An 18,916-nucleotide genomic window follows, 5' to 3' on the forward strand; every position below is an offset into this window, starting at 1 on the left:
ACGCCCGCGCCGCCCCGTACCACCGGAGGAGATCATGGCGACCACGCAGAAGGCCCTCGTCGAGTCGGTCCCGACCCGCCTGCTCATCGGCGGCCGGTGGCGCGAGGCCGGCGGGGGTGCCCGCTTCGAGGTCCACGACCCCTCGAGCGGCGCGACCCTCACGACGTGCGCCGACGCGACGCCCGAGGACGGCATGGCGGCGCTCGCCGCGGCCGCCGAGGCCCAGCCCGCGTGGGCCGCGACGGCTCCCCGCGAGCGGGGCGAGATCCTGCGGCGCGCGTTCGAGCTCGTCACCGCCCGGGCCGACGAGTTCGCGATGCTCATGACGCTCGAGATGGGCAAGACCCTCGCCGAGGCCAAGGGCGAGGTCGCCTACGGCTCGGAGTTCTTCCGCTGGTTCTCCGAGGAGGCCGTGCGCATCCACGGGCGCTACTCGGTGGCCCCCAACGGCGCGACCCGCCTGCTGACGATGGCGCAGCCGGTCGGGCCGACGCTCATGATCACGCCCTGGAACTTCCCGCTCGCGATGGGCACCCGCAAGATCGGGCCGGCGGTCGCCGCCGGCTGCACGATGGTCGTCAAGCCGGCGGCCGAGACCCCGCTGACGATGCTCCTGCTCGCCGAGGTCATGCGCGAGGCCGGTCTGCCCGACGGCGTCCTCAACGTCGTGACGACGACCCGCTCGGGCGAGGTCTGCGAGCCGGTCATCCGCGACCCGCGCCTGCGCAAGCTGACCTTCACCGGGTCGACCGCCGTCGGCAAGAAGCTCGTCGAGCAGTCGGCCGAGCAGCTGCTGCGCGTCTCGATGGAGCTCGGCGGCAACGCGCCGTTCGTCGTCTTCGAGGACGCCGACCTCGACGCCGCCGTCGAGGGCGCGATGCTCGCGAAGATGCGCAACATCGGGGAGGCCTGCACCGCGGCCAACCGCTTCTTCGTCCACGAGGATGTCGCCGACGAGTTCTCCCGCCGGCTCGCGGAGCGGATGGCCGGCCTCACCGTCGGCAAGGGCACGAAGAAGGGCGTCGACGTCGGCCCGCTCATCACCGAGAAGGCGCGCCGCGGCGTCCACGAGCTCGTCGAGGACGCCGTCGACAAGGGCGCGACCGTCCTCACGGGCGGGGCGCCGGTCGAGGGCCGCGGCTACTTCTACGCGCCGACGGTCCTCACCGACGTCCCGGACGACGCGCGCTGCCTCACCGAGGAGATCTTCGGACCGGTCGCGCCGATCTGCACCTTCGCGACCGAGGCCGAGGCCGTGCAGCGCGCCAACGCGACCGAGTACGGGCTCGTCGGCTACGTCTTCACCCGCGACAACGCCCGCGTCCTGCGCGTCGCCGAGGCGCTCGAGTTCGGGATGGTCGGCGTCAACACCGGCATCGTCTCCAACCCGGCGGCGCCCTTCGGCGGGGTCAAGCAGTCCGGGTTCGGCCGCGAGGGCGGCTTCGAGGGCATCGACGAGTACCTCGAGGTCAAGTACGTGGGTCTCGCGACCTGAGGCCTCCCGGGGCGGGGGCGGCCTCGTCCGAAGGGACAGGATCGTCCGCGTCCGGCTGCGCCCCACGGGTCCCGAGTGCTCCACTGGCCCCATGAGCCGGGCCCGTCACTCCGACCGTCCGGACCGCCAGCGGTCCGTGCGCTCCTTCCTCGACGACACCGACGAGGCGCTGCGCCTCGGCGCCCGACCCGGGGCCACGGTGTGGCCGACCGGCTTCGACCTGCTCGACACGACCTTCACCGGCGGCCTGCGCTCCGGTGAGCTCGTGCTCGTCGCCGGCACCGAGGGCGCCGGCAAGACGACCTTCGCGATGCAGATGATGCGCAACGCCGTCGTCACGGGCCGGCACGCCGTCGTCTTCTCCTTCGAGCTGACCGCCGCCTCGCTCATCCAGCGCCTCCTCGGCCTGGAGGCCGCGGCCGCCGCCGACCTCGTCGACGACCCGATCTTCCCGCCGGCCGACGTGCGCGCCTTCCGGGCCGTCCTCGAGGCCGAGGACCCCGACCGCCGCGGCCTCGGCTCGGCGATGCGCGGCCTGTCCTTCGGGCAGGAGGCGCTCATGGCGGTCGAGCGCTGGTCGGACCGGCTGCACATCGTCGAGGGCAACCGGATGACGACGATCGCCCAGATCGCCGCCACCGTCGCCGCCGTCGCCGACGAGACCGGCGAGCCCCCGCTCGTGCTCGTCGACTACCTCCAGAAGATCCCCGTCGACGGCATCGAGGGCACCGCGGACGAGACCACCCGCGTCACCTTCGTCGTCGAGACGCTCAAGGAGATCGCGATGGAGCTCGAGTGCCCCGTCGTCGCGATCACCGCCGCCGACCGTGAGGGCCTCGGGGCCGGGCACCGGATGCGCACCCGCGACCTGCGCGGCAGCAGCGCGCTCGCCTACGAGGCCGACATCGTGCTCATCCTCCAGACCAAGGAGAACATCGTCGCCCGCGAGCACCTGACCTACGACCTCGGGGCGATCAAGACCTACCGCCGGTGGGTCGTCATCTCGGTGGAGAAGAACCGCTTCGGCGGCGGGCAGATCGAGCTCGAGGTCGAGAAGGACTTCGAGCACGGGCGGTACCGGCCGCAGGTCCGCGTCGTCGGCGAGCGCCTCATCGAGGAGCGCGTCTTCACGTCGTGAGCGATGAGGCAGGATGGCGAGCCGTGAGCTCACGCACCGTCGCCGTCCTCGGCTCCACCGGGTCGATCGGCACCCAGGCCCTCGAGGTCGTCGCCGCCCACCCGGACCGCTTCACCGTCGTCGCGCTCTCGGCCGGGCGCAACCTGCGCCTGCTCGCCGAGCAGGCGGCCGCGACCCGGGCGCCCCTCGTGGCCACCGCCGTCGGTGACGCCGACGAGGTCCGCGCCGCGGTGGCCGCCGCCGCGGGCGACCCCTCCTACCGGCCCGAGGTCGTCGTCGGCGACGAGGCCGCGACGCTCGCCGCCGGCTGCGGGGCCGACGTCGTGCTCAACGGCATCACCGGCTCGATCGGCCTGCGGCCCACCCTCGCGGCCCTCGCCGCCGGCTCGACCCTGGCCCTGGCGAACAAGGAGTCGCTCATCGTCGGCGGCCCGCTCGTCAAGGCGGCGGCCCGGCCCGACCAGATCGTCCCCGTCGACTCCGAGCACAGCGCCATCGCGCAGTCGCTGCGTGGCGGCCGGGCGAACGAGGTGCGCCGGCTCGTCGTGACGGCCAGCGGCGGCCCGTTCCGTGGCCGCACGCGCGCGGAGCTCGCCGGGGTCACGCCCGACCAGGCCCTCGCGCACCCGAACTTCTCGATGGGCCGGGTCATCACGACGAACTCGGCGACCCTCGTCAACAAGGGCCTCGAGGTCATCGAGGCCCACCTGCTCTTCGACGTCCCGTTCGACCGGATCGACGTCGTCGTCCACCCGCAGCAGCAGATCCACTCGATGGTCGAGTTCCACGACGGCTCGACGATCGCCCAGCTCGGGCCGCCGCGGATGCTCGTCCCCATCGGGCTCGGCCTCTCGTGGCCCGAGCGGCTGACCGACGTCGACGTGCCGTGCGACTGGACCGCCGCGCAGACGTGGGAGTTCCACCCGCTCGACGACGACGCCTTCCCGGCGGTCCGGCTGGCCCGGCGGGTGGGGGAGGCCGGCGGCACGCACCCGGCGGTCTACAACGCGGCGAACGAGGTCGCGGTCGACGCCTTCCACGACGGCGCCATCGGGTTCACCGACATCGTCGACACCGTGGCCCGGGTGGTCGAGGCGCACGAGGCGTCCGCGGGGCACAATGGGATCGATGTCGACGCCTCGAGCGTTGACTCCGTGCTCGCCGCCGACCGGTGGGCCCGCGAGCGGGCCCGCGAGATCGTGGGGGCGGCACCCGTCGAGACCCCCGGAGGAGACCGGTGACGATCCTGGCCTACGTGGTCGGCGTGCTCGCCATGGCGTTCGGCGTCGCCGCGTCCATCGCGCTGCACGAGGTCGGCCACCTCGTCCCCGCCAAGAAGTTCGGCGTCAAGGTCACGCAGTACATGGTCGGCTTCGGCCCGACCGTGTGGTCGCGACGCCGCGGCGAGACCGAGTACGGCCTCAAGGCGATCCCGCTCGGCGGCTACATCCGGATGATCGGGATGTTCCCGCCGCGCCCCGGCGACGCCCCCGGCATGCTGCGCGCCTCGAGCACCGGCCGGTTCAGCCAGCTCGTCGACGAGGCCCGCGCGGCGAGCCTCGAGGAGGTCAAGCCGGGGGACGAGGACCGCGTCTTCTACCGGCTCTCGGTGCCCAAGAAGGTCGTCGTCATGATGGGCGGCCCGCTGATGAACCTCCTCATCGGCGTCGTCCTGCTCACCCTCTTCGTCACCGCCCACGGCCTGCCGACGGCGCAGCCCGGGGCCCAGGTCGCCTCCGTCGCGCAGTGCGTCGTGCCGGCCGCGCAGGCGTCGCAGGCCACGTCGTGCGCCGGCAAGCCGCAGACCCCCGCTCTCGCGGCGGGCATCCTCCCCGGGGACCGCTTCGTGTCGATCGGCGGGCAGCCGGTCCGCGAGCTGACCGACGTGGGCCGGCTCGTCCGACCCGCCGCCGGGCGCGCGGTCGACGTCGTCGTCGAGCGCGACGGCCGGCAGCTCTCGCTGAGCGTCACCCCGATCCGCACCCAGGTCGCCGTCCTCGACGACCAGGGCCGCCCGGTCACGAACGCGGACGGCACGGTGCAGACGACGGAGGCCGGCTTCCTCGGCGTCACGAGCAGCTCCCCGACGGCGTGGGTCCCGCAGCCGGCGACGGCGGTGCCGGGCATCCTCACGGACTCGGTGGTGCGTACCGCGGCCGCCCTCGTCGACATCCCCTCGCGGATGGTCGGTGTCTGGAACGCGGCGTTCTCCGGTGCCGAGCGCGAGGTCGACGGCCCGATGTCGGTCGTCGGCGTCGGCCGGGTCGCGGGGGAGGCCTCGGCCGGTCGGCTCTCCTCGCTGACCGGCGGGTCGGTCACGGACCGGCTGTGGTTCCTCGTCAGCCTCCTCGCGGGCCTCAACCTCATGCTCTTCGTCTTCAACCTCGTGCCGCTGCTGCCGCTCGACGGCGGCCACGTCGCCGGCGCGCTCTGGGAGGGCACGAAGCGCCGCTGGGCCCGGTTGCGCGGGCGGCCGGACCCGGGCTACGTCGACGTCGCCAAGGCCCTGCCGGTCGCCTACTCCGTGGCGATCGTGCTCGTCGGGATGTCGGCGCTGCTCATCTACGCCGACCTCGTCAACCCCGTCCGCCTCGGCTGACCCCGGTCAGCCGCCGACGAGCTCGTCGCGCCGGCGCAGCAGCGCCGCCCGCTCCTGCGCGAGCAGGCCGGCGCGTCGCTCGAGGTCCGCGAGGACGTCGCGCACGGCCAGCGCCGCCGCGTCGACGTCGGCGGCGGAGTCCTTGATGCGCGCGCGGACCGAGAGGTCGGTGAACAGGTTGTCGAACCAGATGTCGACGGTCCGCATCGTCGGCCCGACGCCGAGGTCGGCGCGCAGGGTGTCGACCGCGCCGACGTCGCCGAGCTCGCGGGCGAAGTCGGCGAGGGCCGCCTGCGCCGATGCCACGTGCCGGCCGGCGTCGTCGAGGCGGTCGTGCTTGACCATCGACGAGACGAGCCCGCCCCCGAGCCAGGTGTCGTAGGTCGACCAGCTCTCGGCCGACCCGAGGCGTCCGCGCGCGGCGGCCAGCTCGTGGGCGGCGCGGCGGCCCGCGGCGGTGGCCTCGTCGAGCTCGGTGCCGAGGGCCTCGACCCGGGCGAGGTCGTCGAGGACGGTCTCGAGCTCGGGGGAGGCGCCGGTCGCCCGGACCGCCTCGGCGTGGGCGCGCCGGGCCCGCTCGACCCGGCCCGCGGTGTCACCGAGGCGCTCCAGCTGCTCGACGGTCGCCTCGCGACGGGCCTCGAGGTCGGCGACCCGTGCCGAGGCCGCCTGCAGCGCGTAGCGAGCAGCGGTCTCCTCCGCCCGCTCGCGGTCGAGCTCGCCGGTACGGGTGCCGCGCACAGCGGCGACGAGCGAGGACCACCCGACGCCCTCGAGCCGGCGGACGTCATCGGCCTCGAGCCGGTGACGCCGCTCGACGAGGTCGCGCTCGCGACGAGCTGCCTCGAGCTCGGTGTCGAGACCGCCGACCAGCCGGCGCAGGTGCCCGGCCTCCTGCGCGTCGGCGACGGCCGCGTCGAGGGTTGCGCGGGTGGACGAGGTCGCGGGGAGGTCACTCATGGTCCTCCGAGGTTCGGACCGTAGGCTTGGTTCCATGTCCGTCTCCCTCGGTATGCCTGCCGCGCCGCCGCCCGTCATCGCCCCCCGCCGCCCGTCCCGCAAGATCCGGGTCGGCAAGGTCGAGGTCGGCGGGGACGCGCCGGTGTCGGTGCAGTCGATGACGACGACGCCGACGACCGACATCAACGCCACGCTGCAGCAGATTGCCGAGCTGACCGCCGCCGGCTGCGACATCGTCCGGGTCGCGTGCCCGAGCCAGGACGACGCCGAGGCGCTGCCGGCGATCGCGCAGAAGTCGCAGATCCCGGTTATCGCCGACATCCACTTCCAGCCGAAGTACGTCTACGCGGCCATCGACGCCGGCTGCGCCGCGGTGCGGGTCAACCCCGGGAACATCCGGCAGTTCGACGACCAGGTCGGCGAGATCGCCCGTCGCGCCAAGGAGGCCGGCGTCTCCATCCGCATCGGCGTCAACGCCGGGTCCCTCGACAAGCGGCTGCTCGAGAAGTACGGCAAGCCGACGGCCGAGGCGCTCGTCGAGTCGGCCGTTTGGGAGGCCAGCCTCTTCGAGGAGCACGACTTCCACGACTTCAAGATCTCGGTCAAGCACAACGACCCCGTCGTCATGGTCAAGGCCTACCAGCTGCTCGCCGAGCGCGGCGACTGGCCGCTGCACCTCGGCGTCACCGAGGCCGGCCCCGCGTTCCAGGGCACGATCAAGTCCGCGACCGCGTTCGGGGCGCTGCTGTCGCAGGGCATCGGCGACACCATCCGCGTCTCCCTGTCGGCCCCGCCGGTCGAGGAGGTCAAGGTCGGCATCCAGATCCTCCAGTCGCTCAACCTGCGTCCGCGCAAGCTCGAGATCGTCTCCTGCCCGTCGTGCGGGCGCGCCCAGGTCGACGTCTACAAGCTCGCCGACGAGGTGACCGCCGGTCTCGAGGGGATGACCGTGCCGCTGCGCGTCGCCGTCATGGGTTGCGTCGTCAACGGCCCCGGCGAGGCCCGCGAGGCCGACCTCGGTGTCGCCTCCGGCAACGGCAAGGGCCAGATCTTCGTCAAGGGCGAGGTCATCAAGACCGTCCCCGAGAGCCAGATCGTCGAGACGCTCATCGAGGAGGCCATGCGCATCGCCGAGGAGATGGGCGAGCCGGTCGACGAGGAGTCCGCGGGCGCCCCGAGCGTCACCGTCTCCTGACCGGGTGACCCCACCCGCGCTCGACGGGCGGCGCGAGGTGCACCGGGCCGGTGTCAACGGCTTCCACCGGCCCCGGTCCCTGCGGTACGCCCGCGGCCGGACCGCCGAGTCCTTCTACCGCGACTCCTACGACCACGACGCCGTGCGCTCGCGCCTCGTCGAACCCTTCCGCGCCGGCGCCCCGTGGGCGCGCGCGGTGTTCGACGTCGGGGCCGACGGCCCCGTCCAGGACACGCAGCCCTCCGCCGGCGAGGATGCGCTCCTGCTCGTCGACGGCATCTTCCTCCACCGCCCCGAGCTCGCCGGTCTGTGGGACGCGAGCCTCTGGGTCGAGGTGCCGTTCGACGTCTCGGTGCCCCGGGGCAACGCCCGCTTCGGGCCGGTCGACGACGCGCTGCGCGACCCCGACTCGTCGGCCAACGCGAGGTACGTCGGCGGCCAGCGGACCTACCTCGCCGAGGTGGCCCCGCGGTCGCGCGCCACGTGGGTCCTGGACAACACCGACCTGGAGCATCCTGTGCTCTGGGCCTCACGGCCCTAGGCTGTGCACGTGCTGCGCACACGATCCCCGGTCCGGCCGCTGTCGCTCGCCGACCGCGACGCCGCCCTCGAGGTGTGCGCCCGCGACCTGCCGCGCGGTGTGTTCGTGGCCGCGCGCCTCCTCGAGGGGGCGCGCACGGGGTCCATCGGCTCGGTCCTCGGGCTGCGCGAGGACGGCGAGCTGCGGTCGCTGTGCTGGGCCAGCGCCAACGTCGTGCCCGTGGGCACGACCGCCGCCGACCAGCCGGCGTTCGCCGAGCGGCTGCGCCGCTGGCGCGGCCGGGCCGCCTCGGTCTTCGGGCCGCGGGAGGAGGTCGAGGGGCTGTGGAGCCACCTCGAGCCGCACTGGGGGACACCGCGGGCGGTGCGGGCGCACCAGCCGCTGCTCGCCGCGCACCAGCCCCCGTCGGCGCTCGGTGTCGCGCTCGACGAACGGGTGCGCCCGGCCCGCCCGTCGGAGGTCGACCTCGTCCTGCCCGCCGCCGAGCACATGTTCACCGCCGAGATCGGCTACCGCCCCTACAGCGGGTCGAGCCGCGGCTACCGCGCCTCCATCTCCTCGCTCGTGGCCCGGGGGCACACCTACGTCGTCGTCGAGGACGGCGAGGTCGTGTTCAAGACCGACATCGGCAGCATCGCCCTCGGCTGCGCCCAGCTCCAGGGGGTGTGGGTCGCGCCACGGCTGCGCGGGCAGGGCCTCGCCGTGCCGATGCTCGCGTCGGTGCTCGAGCAGGTCATGGCCGGCCAGGCGCCGCTGGTCTCGCTCTACGTCAACGACTTCAACACCGCTGCCCGCGCCACCTACGACCGGCTCGGCTTCCACGAGGTCGGCGAGTTCTCCACGGTCCTGCTGTGACGCGCGGGCCCCGCTGATGGCCCTCACCGAGTGGACGCCCCTCGGGCCCGCGGACCTGCCCGACCTGCGCGAGCTCGCCCTGGCCTGCCTGCGCGCGGACGGCGGGCTGCCGCTCCTCGCCGACGAGCCGATGCTGCGCCGGCTCTTCCTCGACGGCCCCGGGGTCGGCGGACGGGACGAGACCGGCGACCTCGTCGCGGCCGCCGCCGTGCGCCCGGTCGCGGGTGGGGGATGGAGCGCCACCGGACTCGTGCGCCCCTCGGCCCGGCACACCGGCCTCGGGGAGCAGCTGGCCGCCTGGTGCACCCAGCGGTCCGGGGGAGTGCTGACCCGGGTCGTCGTCGAGACGACCTCGCCGGGCACCGACGACTTCCTCGGCGCGCTCGGGCTGCGCCGCACCTTTGCCGAGCACGTGATGCGCCACGACCTCGATGCCGTGCCGCTCGTGCGCCGGCCACGCGGCACCAGGGCCCTGGCCTGGAGCGAGGACACCGCCTCGCTCTTCCACCGCGCCTACCGGGCCTCGTTCGCCGACCGGCCGGGCTTCCCCGACCCCCCGCTCGAGGAGTGGGTCGACGAGCTGACCGAGGACCCCGGCTTCCGGCCCGACCGCTCGCGCGTCGTCCTCGACGCCGAGGCCCGGGTCGCGGGCTTCGTGACCCTGTCGGACTGCTGGGTCGACCAGGTCGGCGTGGTCCCGGCCTGGCGCGGCCGCGGTCTCGGCGCGCACCTCGTCGCGCGCTCGCTGCGGGCCCTGGCCCGCGGAGGCTGCGAGGAGGCGTGGCTCGCCGTCAACGTCGACAACCCGGCGCACCGGCTCTACGAGCGGCTCGGGTTCGTCGACGCGGGGCTGCGCAGCCGCTGGGAGCGCGAGGCCTGAGCGCCGCCGGCGGCCCTCGCCGGGGACGACGGAGGGCCCGTCCGCGGGTGCGGACGGGCCCTCGTCGTGGATGACCGTGCGGTCAGCCGGCTGGGGTCACTTGGTCAGCGGGCCGAGCGTCGGGTCGTTGGCGTAGGCCTCGGCGGCGTTCTCCTTGGTCACGATGACCGGGGCGAGGAGGTTGGCCGGGACGACCTTGACGCCGTTGTTGTACGACTTGTCGTCGTTGACGGTCGGCTTCTCGCCCTTCTGGAGGGCGCTGACCATCGCGATGGTCTCCTTGACGAGCTCGCGGGTGTCCTTGTTGATCGTGGAGTACTGGACGCCCTCCATGATCGACTTGACCGACTCGACCTCGGAGTCCTGGCCGGTGACGACCGGGACCGGCTTGCCGGCCTGGTCCACCGAGGTGAGGATGGCGCGGGCCAGGGTGTCGTTGGGGGAGAGGACGCCGTCGAGCTCGGTGCTGCCGCCGTAGGAGCCGGCGAGCAGGGTGTCCATGCGCTTCTGCGCGTTCTCGGCCTTCCAGCCCTGGGTGACGGCCTGCTCGAACGAGGTCTGGCCGGAGACGACCTTGAGGGTGCCGTCGTCGATCTTCGGCTGGAGGACGCTCATCGCGCCGTCGAAGAAGACCTTGGCGTTGTTGTCGTCGGGGGAGCCGGCGAAGAGCTCGATGTTGTACGGCCCGTTCGGCTTCTTCTTGGCCATGCCCTCGAGGAGCGCCTGGCCCTGCAGCTCACCGACCTTGAAGTTGTCGAACGCGACGTAGTAGTCGACGTCGGCGGTGTTCGTCAGGAGGCGGTCGTAGGCGATGATCGTCGCGCCGGACTCCTTGGCGGCCTTGAGCTGGGTGCCCAGCTGCGAGCCGTCGATGGCGCCGACGACGATGACCTTGGCGCCCTTGGTGACCATGGCCTGGATCTGGTTCTGCTGCTCCGAGACACCGCCGTTGGCGAACTGCACGTCTCCCTGGAAGCCGGCGGAGGCGAGGCCGTCCTTGAACAGCTGCTCGGCGAGCACCCAGTTCTCGGAGGTCTTCTGCGGCAGGGAGATCCCGATGACCGAGTCGGCCGGGAAGCCGGCGGCGGCCGAGCTGCCCGCGCTGGCCGTGGCGGCCGTGTTGTCGGACTCGGACCGGCCGCAGCCGGTGAGGGCGAGGCCGGCGACCGCGGTGATCGCGAGCGCCTTGGTGAGGTGACGCATATGTGCTCTTCCTTCTACTCGCGCGTCCTGCGGACGCGGGGTCCTGCTCACGGGTCGGCGGGCGCCGGCCGGAGGGGTCTGGAGGTGGCTCAGGAGTCCGAGCCGAGGGTGCTGCTCGTCGAGCTGACGCTCGACTGGGCGGGGTTCTGGGTGTCGACGGTGCCGCTCTCGGCCTCGGCCAGGCGCCGGTTGCGGTCACGGTTGCGCTGGAACAGACCGAGGATCGACGGCTTGCCCTGGCTCTTGTTGTAGACGTCGAAGGCAACGGCGACGAGGAGGACGAGACCCTTGATCATCTGGGTCGCGTCGGCGCCGACGCCCTGGAGCTGGAGGCCGTTGTTGAGGACGGCCATGACCAGGCCTCCGACGATCGAGCCGACGACGGTGCCGACACCACCGGTGACCGCGGCGCCACCGATGAACACGGCGGCGATGGCGTCGAGCTCCCAGCCGACACCGTCGAACGGACCGGACGCGGTGGAGCGGGCGACGAACATCATGCCCGCGAGGGAGGCGAGGACGGCCATGTTCGCCATGACGAAGAAGTTGATCTGCCGGCTCTTGACACCCGACAGCTCGGCCGCGTGGCGGTTGCCACCGACGGCGTAGATGTGCCGGCCGAGGACGGTCTTGCTCGCGATGAAGCCGTAGACGAGGACGAGGACGACGAGGATGAGGCCGGAGACGGGGAAGCCCTTGCGGCCCGAGGCGATGAGGAACATCGCGCCGAGGATCACGAGGCAGACGAGAGCGAGGCGGACCCACATCGCCCACGCCTCCTCGACCTGGGCCCCGATCTTGGTCAGGCGGGCGCGGGAGCGCAGCGCGCCGAAGACGATCGCCGCGCAGCCCAGGATGCCGAGCAGCACCGTGAGGTTGTTGTAGCCGGTGTTCGGGCCGACCTCGGGGAGCGAGCCCGAACCGATGACCTGGAAGCCGGCGGGCACCGGGACGGTGGTGGAGTCTCCGACGAACTGGTTGGCACCGCGGAAGAACAGCATGCCGGCGAGCGTGACGATGAAGGCCGGGATGCCGACGCGGGCGACCCAGAAGCCCTGCCAGACGCCGACGAGCGCACCGAGCCCGAGGCCGAGCAGGATGCCGACCGGCCAGGGGAGGCTCCAGTCGCGGATCGCGATGGCGACGACGATGCCGACGAACGCCGAGATCGAGCCGACCGAGAGGTCGATGTGGCCGGCGATGATGACGAGCACCATCCCGATGGCCAGGACGAGGATGTACGCGTTGCCCTGGATGATGTTGTTGACGTTGTTGGGGTCCAGGGTCAGGCCGCCGGTCCGCCACTGGAAGTACGCGATGAGGATGACGAGCGCGGCGACCATGCCGAGCTGGCGGATGTCGCCACCGAAGATCTTGCGGACGATGTTCATGGGGGTCCTCGGGTCGGGGTCAGGAGACCGCGTTGGCCTGCGTGCGGGTGGTGTTCTTCGTCATGAGGCGCATGAGCGACTCCTGGTCGGCCTGGGCCTTGTCGAGGCAGCCGGTGATCCGGCCCTCGGCGATCGTGTAGATCCGGTCCGCGAGCCCGAGGAGCTCGGGCAGCTCGGAGGAGACGACGATGACGCCCTTGCCCTGCGCCGCGAGGCGCTGGATGATCCCGTAGATCTCGAACTTCGCGCCGACGTCGATGCCGCGGGTGGGCTCGTCGAGGATGAGCAGGTCGGGCTCGGTGAAGAGCCACTTCGCGAGGACGACCTTCTGCTGGTTGCCGCCCGAGAGCTTGGCGACACCCTCCTCGACGTTCGGGGTCTTGGTGCGCAGGTCCTGGCGGTACTGCTCCGCGATCCGGTACTCCTCGGTCTCGTCGACGACGAGGCCGTGGGTGATCCGGGACAGCTTGGCCGAGACCGTCGTGCGCTTGATGTCGTCGAGGAGGTTGAGGCCGAGGGTCTTGCGGTCCTCGGTGACGTAGGCGAGGCCGGCGTCGATGGCGTCGCGCACGTGCTTGAGGTGCAGCTCCTTGCCGTCCTTGACGATCGTGCCGCCGAGGAGCGTGCCGTACGAGCGGCCGAAGATGCTGCGCATCAGCTCGGTGCGGCCGGCGCCCATCAGCCCGGCGAAGCCGACGATCTCGCCGCGGCGGACGAAGAAGCTCGCGTCGTTCGCCACGAGCCGGTCGGCCCGCACCGGGTGCTGGACGTTCCAGTGCTTGACCTCGAAGAACACCTCGCCGATCGTCGGCGTGTGGTCGGGGAAGCGCGACTCGAGGTCGCGGCCGACCATCCCGCGGATGATCCGGTTCTCGTCGACGCCGTCCTCCTTGACCCGGAGGGTCTCGATGGAGCGGCCGTCGCGGATGATCGTGATGGCGTCCGAGATCTGCTCGATCTCGTTGAGCTTGTGGCTGATCATGATGCAGGTGACGCCGTGCGAGCGCAGGCCGTCCATGATCTGCAGCAGGTGCTGGGAGTCGGACTCGTTGAGCGCCGCGGTCGGCTCGTCGAGGATGAGCAGCTGCACGTCCTTGGAGAGCGCCTTCGCGATCTCGACGAGCTGCTGCTTGCCGACACCGATGTCCTTGACCTTGGTCATCGGGTCCTCGGAGAGCCCGACGCGCTCGAGCAGCTGGGCGGCCTTGGCCTGGGTCTGCACCCAGTCGATCGCGCCCCGGCGGGTCTGCTCGTTGCCGAGGAAGATGTTCTCGGCGATCGACAGCTCGGGGATGAGCGCGAGCTCCTGGTGGATGATGACGATGCCGGCCTGCTCGCTGTCGCGGATCGACGAGAACCGGGCCGGGGCCCCGTTCCAGAGGATCTCGCCGCGGTAGCTGCCGTGCGGGTGGACGCCCGACAGGACCTTCATGAGGGTCGACTTGCCGGCGCCGTTCTCGCCGCAGATCGCGTGGATCTCGCCGCGGCGGACGGTCATGTCGACGTCGGAGAGGGCCTTGACGCCCGGGAACTCCTTGGTGATGGCGCGCATCTCGAGGATGACCTCGTGGCTGCCGGTGCGGGCCGTGCCCGTGGCGGTCGGTGCGACGTTGCTCATTTCCCATCCTCGACGTTGAGGGCTCAGGCGTCCGGTGGGCCGCTGGGGCCCGGGGCTCACGCGAATTGTTGTACGGCCGAACATATTGGAGACACCGTTGTCCGGCAAGAGGCTGCCCGGTACCGCCTGGTAACGATCGGGTAACTCGCCGTTCACCCGGCCGTGACGAGCCAGGCCGAGGGGTCGGCGATGACGTCGTCGAGGACGGTGAGCGCGGCGCCGCGGGCCGGCGAGCTGGAGCCGCCGAGCGCGGGGGAGACGCGGACGGTGGCCCACCGGGCGATGACGGCACGGCGCTCGAGCTCGGCGAGGACGCGGGGGGAGAGGCGGCCGTGCAGCGTGGCGTAGACCCCTCCGAGCACGACCTCGTCGACGTCGACCACGTTGACGACGGTGGCGGCGGCCTGGCCGAGGGCGCGGGCCGCGGCGTCGACCGCGTCCGCCGCGGGGCCGGCGGTCTCGGCGGCGCCGCTCAGGGCGGCCGTCGTCGTGCCCGGGGGCATCCCGGCGGCCTCGACCATCGCGTCCTTGCCGGCGTAGGGCTCGAGGCACCCGACGGCGCCGCAGTGGCACGGGCGGCCGTCGGGGTCGACGACCACGTGGCCGATCTCGCCGCCCCAGCCGTGCATCCCCTCGAAGACGCGGCCGCCGAGCACGACCGCCGACCCGATGCCGACCGCGCCGTAGGCGAAGAGGAAGTTCTGGGCCTCGGCCGGGCGGCGGTCGCGGCGGCGGCGCTCCTCGACCTCGGTCCGCGCCGAGAGGTCGGCGTCGTTGGCCGCCGTCACCCGGAGGTGCGCCAGCGCGGGGTGGCGGGTCAGCGCGTCGTCGACCGCGATGTCGTGCCAGTCGAGGTTGGGCGCGTAGCGCAGCGTGGTCGTCTCGCGGCTGACCAGGCCGGGCAGGGCGACGCAGGCGCCCGCGACGCGCATCCCGTCGGCGCTCACGGCGCGGACGGTCTCGGCGGCGAGCTCGGCGAGGCGGGCGAAGGTGCGGTCGGGGTCGCACCCGCGCAGGTCGACCTCGACGACGCGCTCGGAGACGGTGATGCCGGCCAGGTCGAGGACGAGCGCGGAGAGGTGGTCGATGCCGACCGACAGCCCGAGCCCGACGACGGAGCGGCCGCAGGGGGCGAGGGGGACGGCGGGGCGGCCCGCGCGCGAGGCCGTCAGCGGCTCGAGCTCGGAGACGAGGCGTGCCTGGATGAGCCGGTCGACGAGGTCCGAGACGGTGGCGCGGGCCAGGCCGACCTCGCCGGCGATGGCCGCCCGGGACAGCGGGGCGCCGACGGCCTGGGCGTCGACGACGCGCTGGAGGACGACGGCGAGGTTGTGCTCCCGCAGGGTCGACTGGCGCGCGGCCTCCCGGCCCCCTCCGCGGGGCAGCGCGGACCCCGGGGTCCGACGGCTCGTCGACGTCGACATGGGCGTCACCATAGACCCGCCGGACCCTTTCGTTCGACCACCGGACAAATGACGGTCCTCGCCCGGGGCGCCGCGGCTCCCCGTCGGGGGTACGTGCGGGTGGGCGACGGGAGGCCCCGCTGTCCGGCCGCCGCACAAACCGCGCGGCGCCGGGGACGGGCGCGTCGTTATCCTTGCCGGGTTCTCCTCCCACGACCCCAGGAGCCTCCCCGTGGCCATGCGCATGTCGTCCCTGTTCCTGCGAACCCTTCGCGAGAACCCGGCGGACGCGGAGGTCCCGAGCCACCAGCTGCTCGTGCGCGCCGGGTACATCCGCCGGGTCAGCCCCGGCATCTACACGTGGCTGCCGCTGGGGCTCAAGGTGCTCCGCCGCGTCGAGCGCATCGTCCGGGACGAGATGGACGCCATCGGCGCCCAGGAGCTCCTCTTCCCCGCCCTGCTGCCGCGCGAGCCCTACGAGACCTCGGGCCGCTGGACCGAGTACGGCGACGGCGTCTTCCGCCTCCAGGACCGCAAGGGCGACGACTACCTCCTCGGCCCGACGCACGAGGAGATGTTCACCCTCGCCGTCAAGGACCTGTACTCCTCGTACAAGGACCTGCCGCTGTCGATCTACCAGATCCAGACGAAGTACCGCGACGAGGCGCGGCCGCGCGCGGGCATCCTGCGCGGGCGCGAGTTCGTCATGAAGGACAGCTACTCGTTCGACCTCGACGAGGCCGGGCTCGACAAGAGCTACCAGCTGCACCGCGACGCCTACGTCCGGATCTTCGACCGGCTCGGCTTCCACTACGTCATCGTCCAGGCGATGGCCGGCGCGATGGGCGGCTCGAAGTCCGAGGAGTTCCTCGCGACCGCCGAGAACGGCGAGGACACCTACGTCCGGTGCGCGAACTGCGGGTACGCCGCCAACGTCGAAGCCGTCCGGGTGCCCGTGCCCGACGCGGTCGACGCCTCCGGGGTGCCCGCCGCGCACGTCGAGGACACCCCCGACACCCCGACGATCGACACGCTCGTCGCCCACCTCGAGCACGCCTTCCCCCGCGCCGACGGCCGGTCGTGGACCGCCGCCGACACGCTGAAGAACGTCGTCGTCATGCTCGTCCACCCCGACGGCACGCGCGAGCCGCTGGCCATCGGCCTGCCCGGCGACCGCGAGGTCGACGAGAAGCGCCTCGGGGCGCAGGTCGAGCCGGCGAGCGTGGAGGCGTTCGACGAGAAGGACTTCGCGCGGTACCCGACGCTGACCAAGGGCTACATCGGGCCGGGTGCGCTCGGTTCCGAGCGGTCCTCGGGCATCCGCTATCTTCTCGACCCCCGCGTCGTCGAGGGCACCGCATGGGTCACCGGCGCCGACGAGCACGGCCGCCACGTCCTCGACCTCGTGGCCGGGCGCGACTTCACCGCCGACGGCACGATCGAGGCCGCCGACGTCCGTGAGGGCGACGCCTGCCCCTCGTGCGGGCACGGGCTGGAGTCGGCCCGGGGCATCGAGATGGGGCACATCTTCCAGCTCGGGACCAAGTACGCCGAGGCGCTCGACCTCAAGGTGCTCGACGAGAACGGCAAGCTGCGCACCGTCGTCATGGGCTCCTACGGCGTCGGTGTCTCGCGCGCCGTCGCCTGCGTCGCCGAGGGCAACCACGACGAGCTCGGGCTCGTCTGGCCGCGCGAGCTCTCGCCCGCCGACGTGCACGTCGTCGCCACCGGCAAGGACGAGGAGGTGCACCGGTACGCCGAGGAGCTGACCCGCGCGCTCGAGTCCGAGGGTGTCGAGGTGCTGCTCGACGACCGCCGGCAGGCTTCTCCCGGAGTCAAGTTCAAGGACGCCGAGCTCATCGGCGTGCCGACCATCGTCGTCGTCGGCCGCGGGCTGGCCGAGGGGAAGGTCGAGGTCAAGGACCGCCGCTCCGGGGAACGCCGCGAGGTCGCCACGGACGACGCGGTGCGTGAGGTGCTGGCGGAGGTCGGTCGCGCGTGAGCCGTCGCGTCGAGGCGGTCGTCTTCGACTGGGGTGGGACGCTGACGCCCTGGCACGACGTCGACCTGCCCGAGCAGTGGCGGGTCTTCGCTCGCGAGGTGCACGGCATCCCCGTCGGGTCGCCGGACGTGCCGCAGGCCGACCTCGACGAGGCGCACCGGCTGGCCGACCGCATCCTCGAGGCGGAGGCCGGGGCGTGGGCGCGCGGCCGTGACGAGCACTCGTCCGCGGCGCTCGCCGACATCCTCGACGCCGCCGGGGTCGACGCCGAGCACGACCGGCACCACCTCGCGCTCGCGGCGTACCGGCGCTTCTGGGAGCCGCACACCCTCACCGACCCGCAGGTCAAGCCGCTCTGGGAAGGGTTGCGCGAGAGGGGGATCAAGGTGGGCGTGCTGTCCAACACCATCTGGACGCGCGAGTACCACCGCGAGATCTTCGCGCGCGACGGCGTGCTCGACCTCATCGACGCCGACCTCTACTCGAGCGAGCTCGACCACGTGAAGCCGCACCCCGAGGTCTTCCTCGCGGCGTGCCGCGCCGTCGGGGTCGAGCCGGCCGCGGCGGTGTACGTCGGCGACCGGATGTTCGAGGACGTGCACGGCCCGCAGCAGGTCGGAATGCGCGCCGTGTGGGTGCCCCACTCGGTGCTGCCCGACAACCAGAAGGTCGAGGTGACCGCCGTCCCCGACGCGCGGGCCCACGAGCTGCTCGACGTGCTGGGGATCGTCGACGGGTGGAACGCCGCGTGACCCGTGGGTGACGTCGCGCCGCACGTCCTCGCGCTGCTCGCGCTCGCCGGGTTCGTCGCCGGGTGGGTCGACGCCGTCGTCGGCGGCGGCGGGCTCGTCCAGCTGCCCGCGCTGCTGCTCGGGATGCCCGGGGCGACGCCGGCCCAGGTCCTCGCGACGAACAAGTTCGGGTCGGTGTGGGGCACCGCCACCGCGTCGGTCACGTACTACAGGCGGGTGAGGCCGGACCTGCGCACGGCGCTGCCGATGGCCGCCGTCGCGTACCTCGGCGCGATCGGCGGGGCGCTGCTCGGGCTGCACATCCCGAAGTCGCTCTTCAACCCGGTCATCCTCGTCATGCTCGTCGTCGTCGGGGCGTACACGCTGCTCAAGCCGTCGGTGGGCGAGCTGACCCGGCTGCGCTTCAGCGGCGCCCGGCACACGACGGCCGCGGTGCTGACCGGCTTCGTCATCGGCGTCTACGACGGCGCGCTGGGGCCGGGCACGGGGTCCTTCCTCGTCTTCGCGCTCGTCGGGCTGCTCGGGTACGCCTTCCTCGAGGCCAGCGCCAAGGCGAAGATCACCAACCTCGCGACGAACCTCGGCGCGCTGACCGTGTTCGCCCCCGGGGGGCACGTCGTCTGGGTCGTCGGCGGCGTCATGGCCGTCGCGAACCTCCTCGGCGGGTGGGTCGGCGCGCGCACCGCGGTCGCGCGCGGCAGCCGGTTCGTCCGGACGGTCTTCGTCGTCGTCGTCGGCGCCTTCACCCTCCGCATCGGAGGAGACCTCGCCGGCCTCTGGTGACCCCCAGCGCCCCTCCCTCCCCCCGGCCCCTCCCTCTCCGCGAACGCGTGTGTAAAAGCCCCGGCTGGACCGCGCTTTGAAAAACGATGCGGGGGGGGGGG

General features: G+C 72.8%; 16 protein-coding genes. 11 read left to right on the top strand and 5 right to left on the bottom strand.

The window, feature by feature from the left end; genetic code table 11:
- Nucleotides 1-34 precede the first annotated feature (34 nt).
- The 4 genes from KMZ30_RS02295 to KMZ30_RS02310 all read left to right on the top strand — a co-directional run bounded on the left by KMZ30_RS02295 (nucleotide 35) and on the right by KMZ30_RS02310 (nucleotide 5,232).
- Nucleotides 35-1,495: an NAD-dependent succinate-semialdehyde dehydrogenase gene (locus KMZ30_RS02295; RefSeq protein WP_215511211.1), complete on the top strand. Its 1,461-nt coding sequence runs from the start codon at nucleotides 35-37 to the stop codon at nucleotides 1,493-1,495.
- Between the two features lie 91 nt (nucleotides 1,496-1,586).
- On the top strand, nucleotides 1,587-2,633 hold the full coding sequence (locus KMZ30_RS02300) for a DnaB-like helicase C-terminal domain-containing protein (protein ID WP_215511212.1): 1,047 nt from the start codon (nucleotides 1,587-1,589) through the stop codon (nucleotides 2,631-2,633).
- A 23-nt stretch (nucleotides 2,634-2,656) separates the two neighbouring features.
- A complete protein-coding gene (gene dxr / locus KMZ30_RS02305; protein ID WP_215511213.1) occupies nucleotides 2,657-3,874 on the top strand; it encodes a 1-deoxy-D-xylulose-5-phosphate reductoisomerase in 1,218 nt (405 codons plus the stop codon).
- Nucleotides 3,871-5,232 (top strand): M50 family metallopeptidase, encoded by a 1,362-nt coding sequence (locus KMZ30_RS02310; protein WP_215511214.1) that lies wholly within the window; start codon nucleotides 3,871-3,873, stop codon nucleotides 5,230-5,232. The genes dxr and KMZ30_RS02310 overlap by 4 nt, the downstream gene beginning before the upstream one ends.
- Before the next feature lie 6 nt (nucleotides 5,233-5,238).
- On the opposite strand, the gene KMZ30_RS02315 is transcribed toward KMZ30_RS02310, so the two are convergent.
- A complete protein-coding gene (locus KMZ30_RS02315; RefSeq protein WP_215511215.1) occupies nucleotides 5,239-6,192 on the bottom strand; it encodes a hypothetical protein in 954 nt (317 codons plus the stop codon).
- 34 nt (nucleotides 6,193-6,226) lie between these two features.
- On the opposite strand from KMZ30_RS02315, the gene ispG reads away from it, so the two are divergent.
- From ispG to KMZ30_RS02335, 4 genes are read left to right on the top strand one after another with little or no spacing between them, the layout of a single operon-like run.
- Nucleotides 6,227-7,387, top strand: a complete 1,161-nt coding sequence (gene ispG, locus KMZ30_RS02320; RefSeq protein ID WP_207023142.1) for a flavodoxin-dependent (E)-4-hydroxy-3-methylbut-2-enyl-diphosphate synthase — start codon at nucleotides 6,227-6,229, stop codon at nucleotides 7,385-7,387.
- A gap of 4 nt (nucleotides 7,388-7,391) precedes the next feature.
- Nucleotides 7,392-7,928, top strand: a complete 537-nt coding sequence (locus KMZ30_RS02325; RefSeq protein ID WP_215511216.1) for a nucleoside/nucleotide kinase family protein — start codon at nucleotides 7,392-7,394, stop codon at nucleotides 7,926-7,928.
- A gap of 9 nt (nucleotides 7,929-7,937) precedes the next feature.
- Nucleotides 7,938-8,783 (top strand): GNAT family N-acetyltransferase, encoded by an 846-nt coding sequence (locus KMZ30_RS02330; protein WP_215511217.1) that lies wholly within the window; start codon nucleotides 7,938-7,940, stop codon nucleotides 8,781-8,783.
- A gap of 16 nt (nucleotides 8,784-8,799) precedes the next feature.
- Nucleotides 8,800-9,663 (top strand): GNAT family N-acetyltransferase, encoded by an 864-nt coding sequence (locus tag KMZ30_RS02335; RefSeq protein WP_215511218.1) that lies wholly within the window; start codon nucleotides 8,800-8,802, stop codon nucleotides 9,661-9,663.
- 96 nt (nucleotides 9,664-9,759) lie between these two features.
- On the opposite strand, the gene KMZ30_RS02340 is transcribed toward KMZ30_RS02335, so the two are convergent.
- From KMZ30_RS02340 to KMZ30_RS02355, 4 genes are all read right to left on the bottom strand, one after another.
- On the bottom strand, nucleotides 9,760-10,866 hold the full coding sequence (locus KMZ30_RS02340) for a substrate-binding domain-containing protein (protein ID WP_215511219.1): 1,107 nt from the start codon (nucleotides 10,864-10,866) through the stop codon (nucleotides 9,760-9,762).
- An 89-nt stretch (nucleotides 10,867-10,955) separates the two neighbouring features.
- Nucleotides 10,956-12,257, bottom strand: coding sequence for a multiple monosaccharide ABC transporter permease (gene mmsB / locus KMZ30_RS02345; protein ID WP_215511220.1), 1,302 nt, complete (start codon nucleotides 12,255-12,257; stop codon nucleotides 10,956-10,958).
- Between the two features lie 19 nt (nucleotides 12,258-12,276).
- Nucleotides 12,277-13,875 (bottom strand): multiple monosaccharide ABC transporter ATP-binding protein, encoded by a 1,599-nt coding sequence (gene mmsA, locus KMZ30_RS02350; RefSeq protein ID WP_215511221.1) that lies wholly within the window; start codon nucleotides 13,873-13,875, stop codon nucleotides 12,277-12,279.
- Between the two features lie 152 nt (nucleotides 13,876-14,027).
- Nucleotides 14,028-15,299, bottom strand: a complete 1,272-nt coding sequence (locus KMZ30_RS02355) for an ROK family protein (protein WP_215511222.1) — start codon at nucleotides 15,297-15,299, stop codon at nucleotides 14,028-14,030.
- A 211-nt stretch (nucleotides 15,300-15,510) separates the two neighbouring features.
- Between KMZ30_RS02355 and KMZ30_RS02360 the strand changes: the two genes are divergently transcribed.
- The 3 genes from KMZ30_RS02360 to KMZ30_RS02370 are packed head-to-tail and all read left to right on the top strand — an operon-like array spanning nucleotide 15,511 to nucleotide 18,815.
- Complete coding sequence (locus KMZ30_RS02360) at nucleotides 15,511-17,280, top strand: proline--tRNA ligase (protein ID WP_215511223.1); 1,770 nt, start codon at nucleotides 15,511-15,513, stop codon at nucleotides 17,278-17,280.
- Nucleotides 17,277-18,032: an HAD family hydrolase gene (locus tag KMZ30_RS02365; protein ID WP_215511224.1), complete on the top strand. Its 756-nt coding sequence runs from the start codon at nucleotides 17,277-17,279 to the stop codon at nucleotides 18,030-18,032. Before KMZ30_RS02360 ends, KMZ30_RS02365 begins: the two co-directional genes overlap by 4 nt.
- A gap of 3 nt (nucleotides 18,033-18,035) precedes the next feature.
- Entirely contained in the window at nucleotides 18,036-18,815 is a 780-nt protein-coding gene (locus KMZ30_RS02370; RefSeq protein WP_215511225.1) for a TSUP family transporter, read from the top strand.
- Nucleotides 18,816-18,916 lie beyond the last annotated feature (101 nt).

Origin of the sequence: Phycicoccus mangrovi, assembly GCF_018729305.1 — a bacterium.
In the GTDB taxonomy this organism is placed as follows: domain Bacteria; phylum Actinomycetota; class Actinomycetes; order Actinomycetales; family Dermatophilaceae; genus Phycicoccus; species Phycicoccus jejuensis.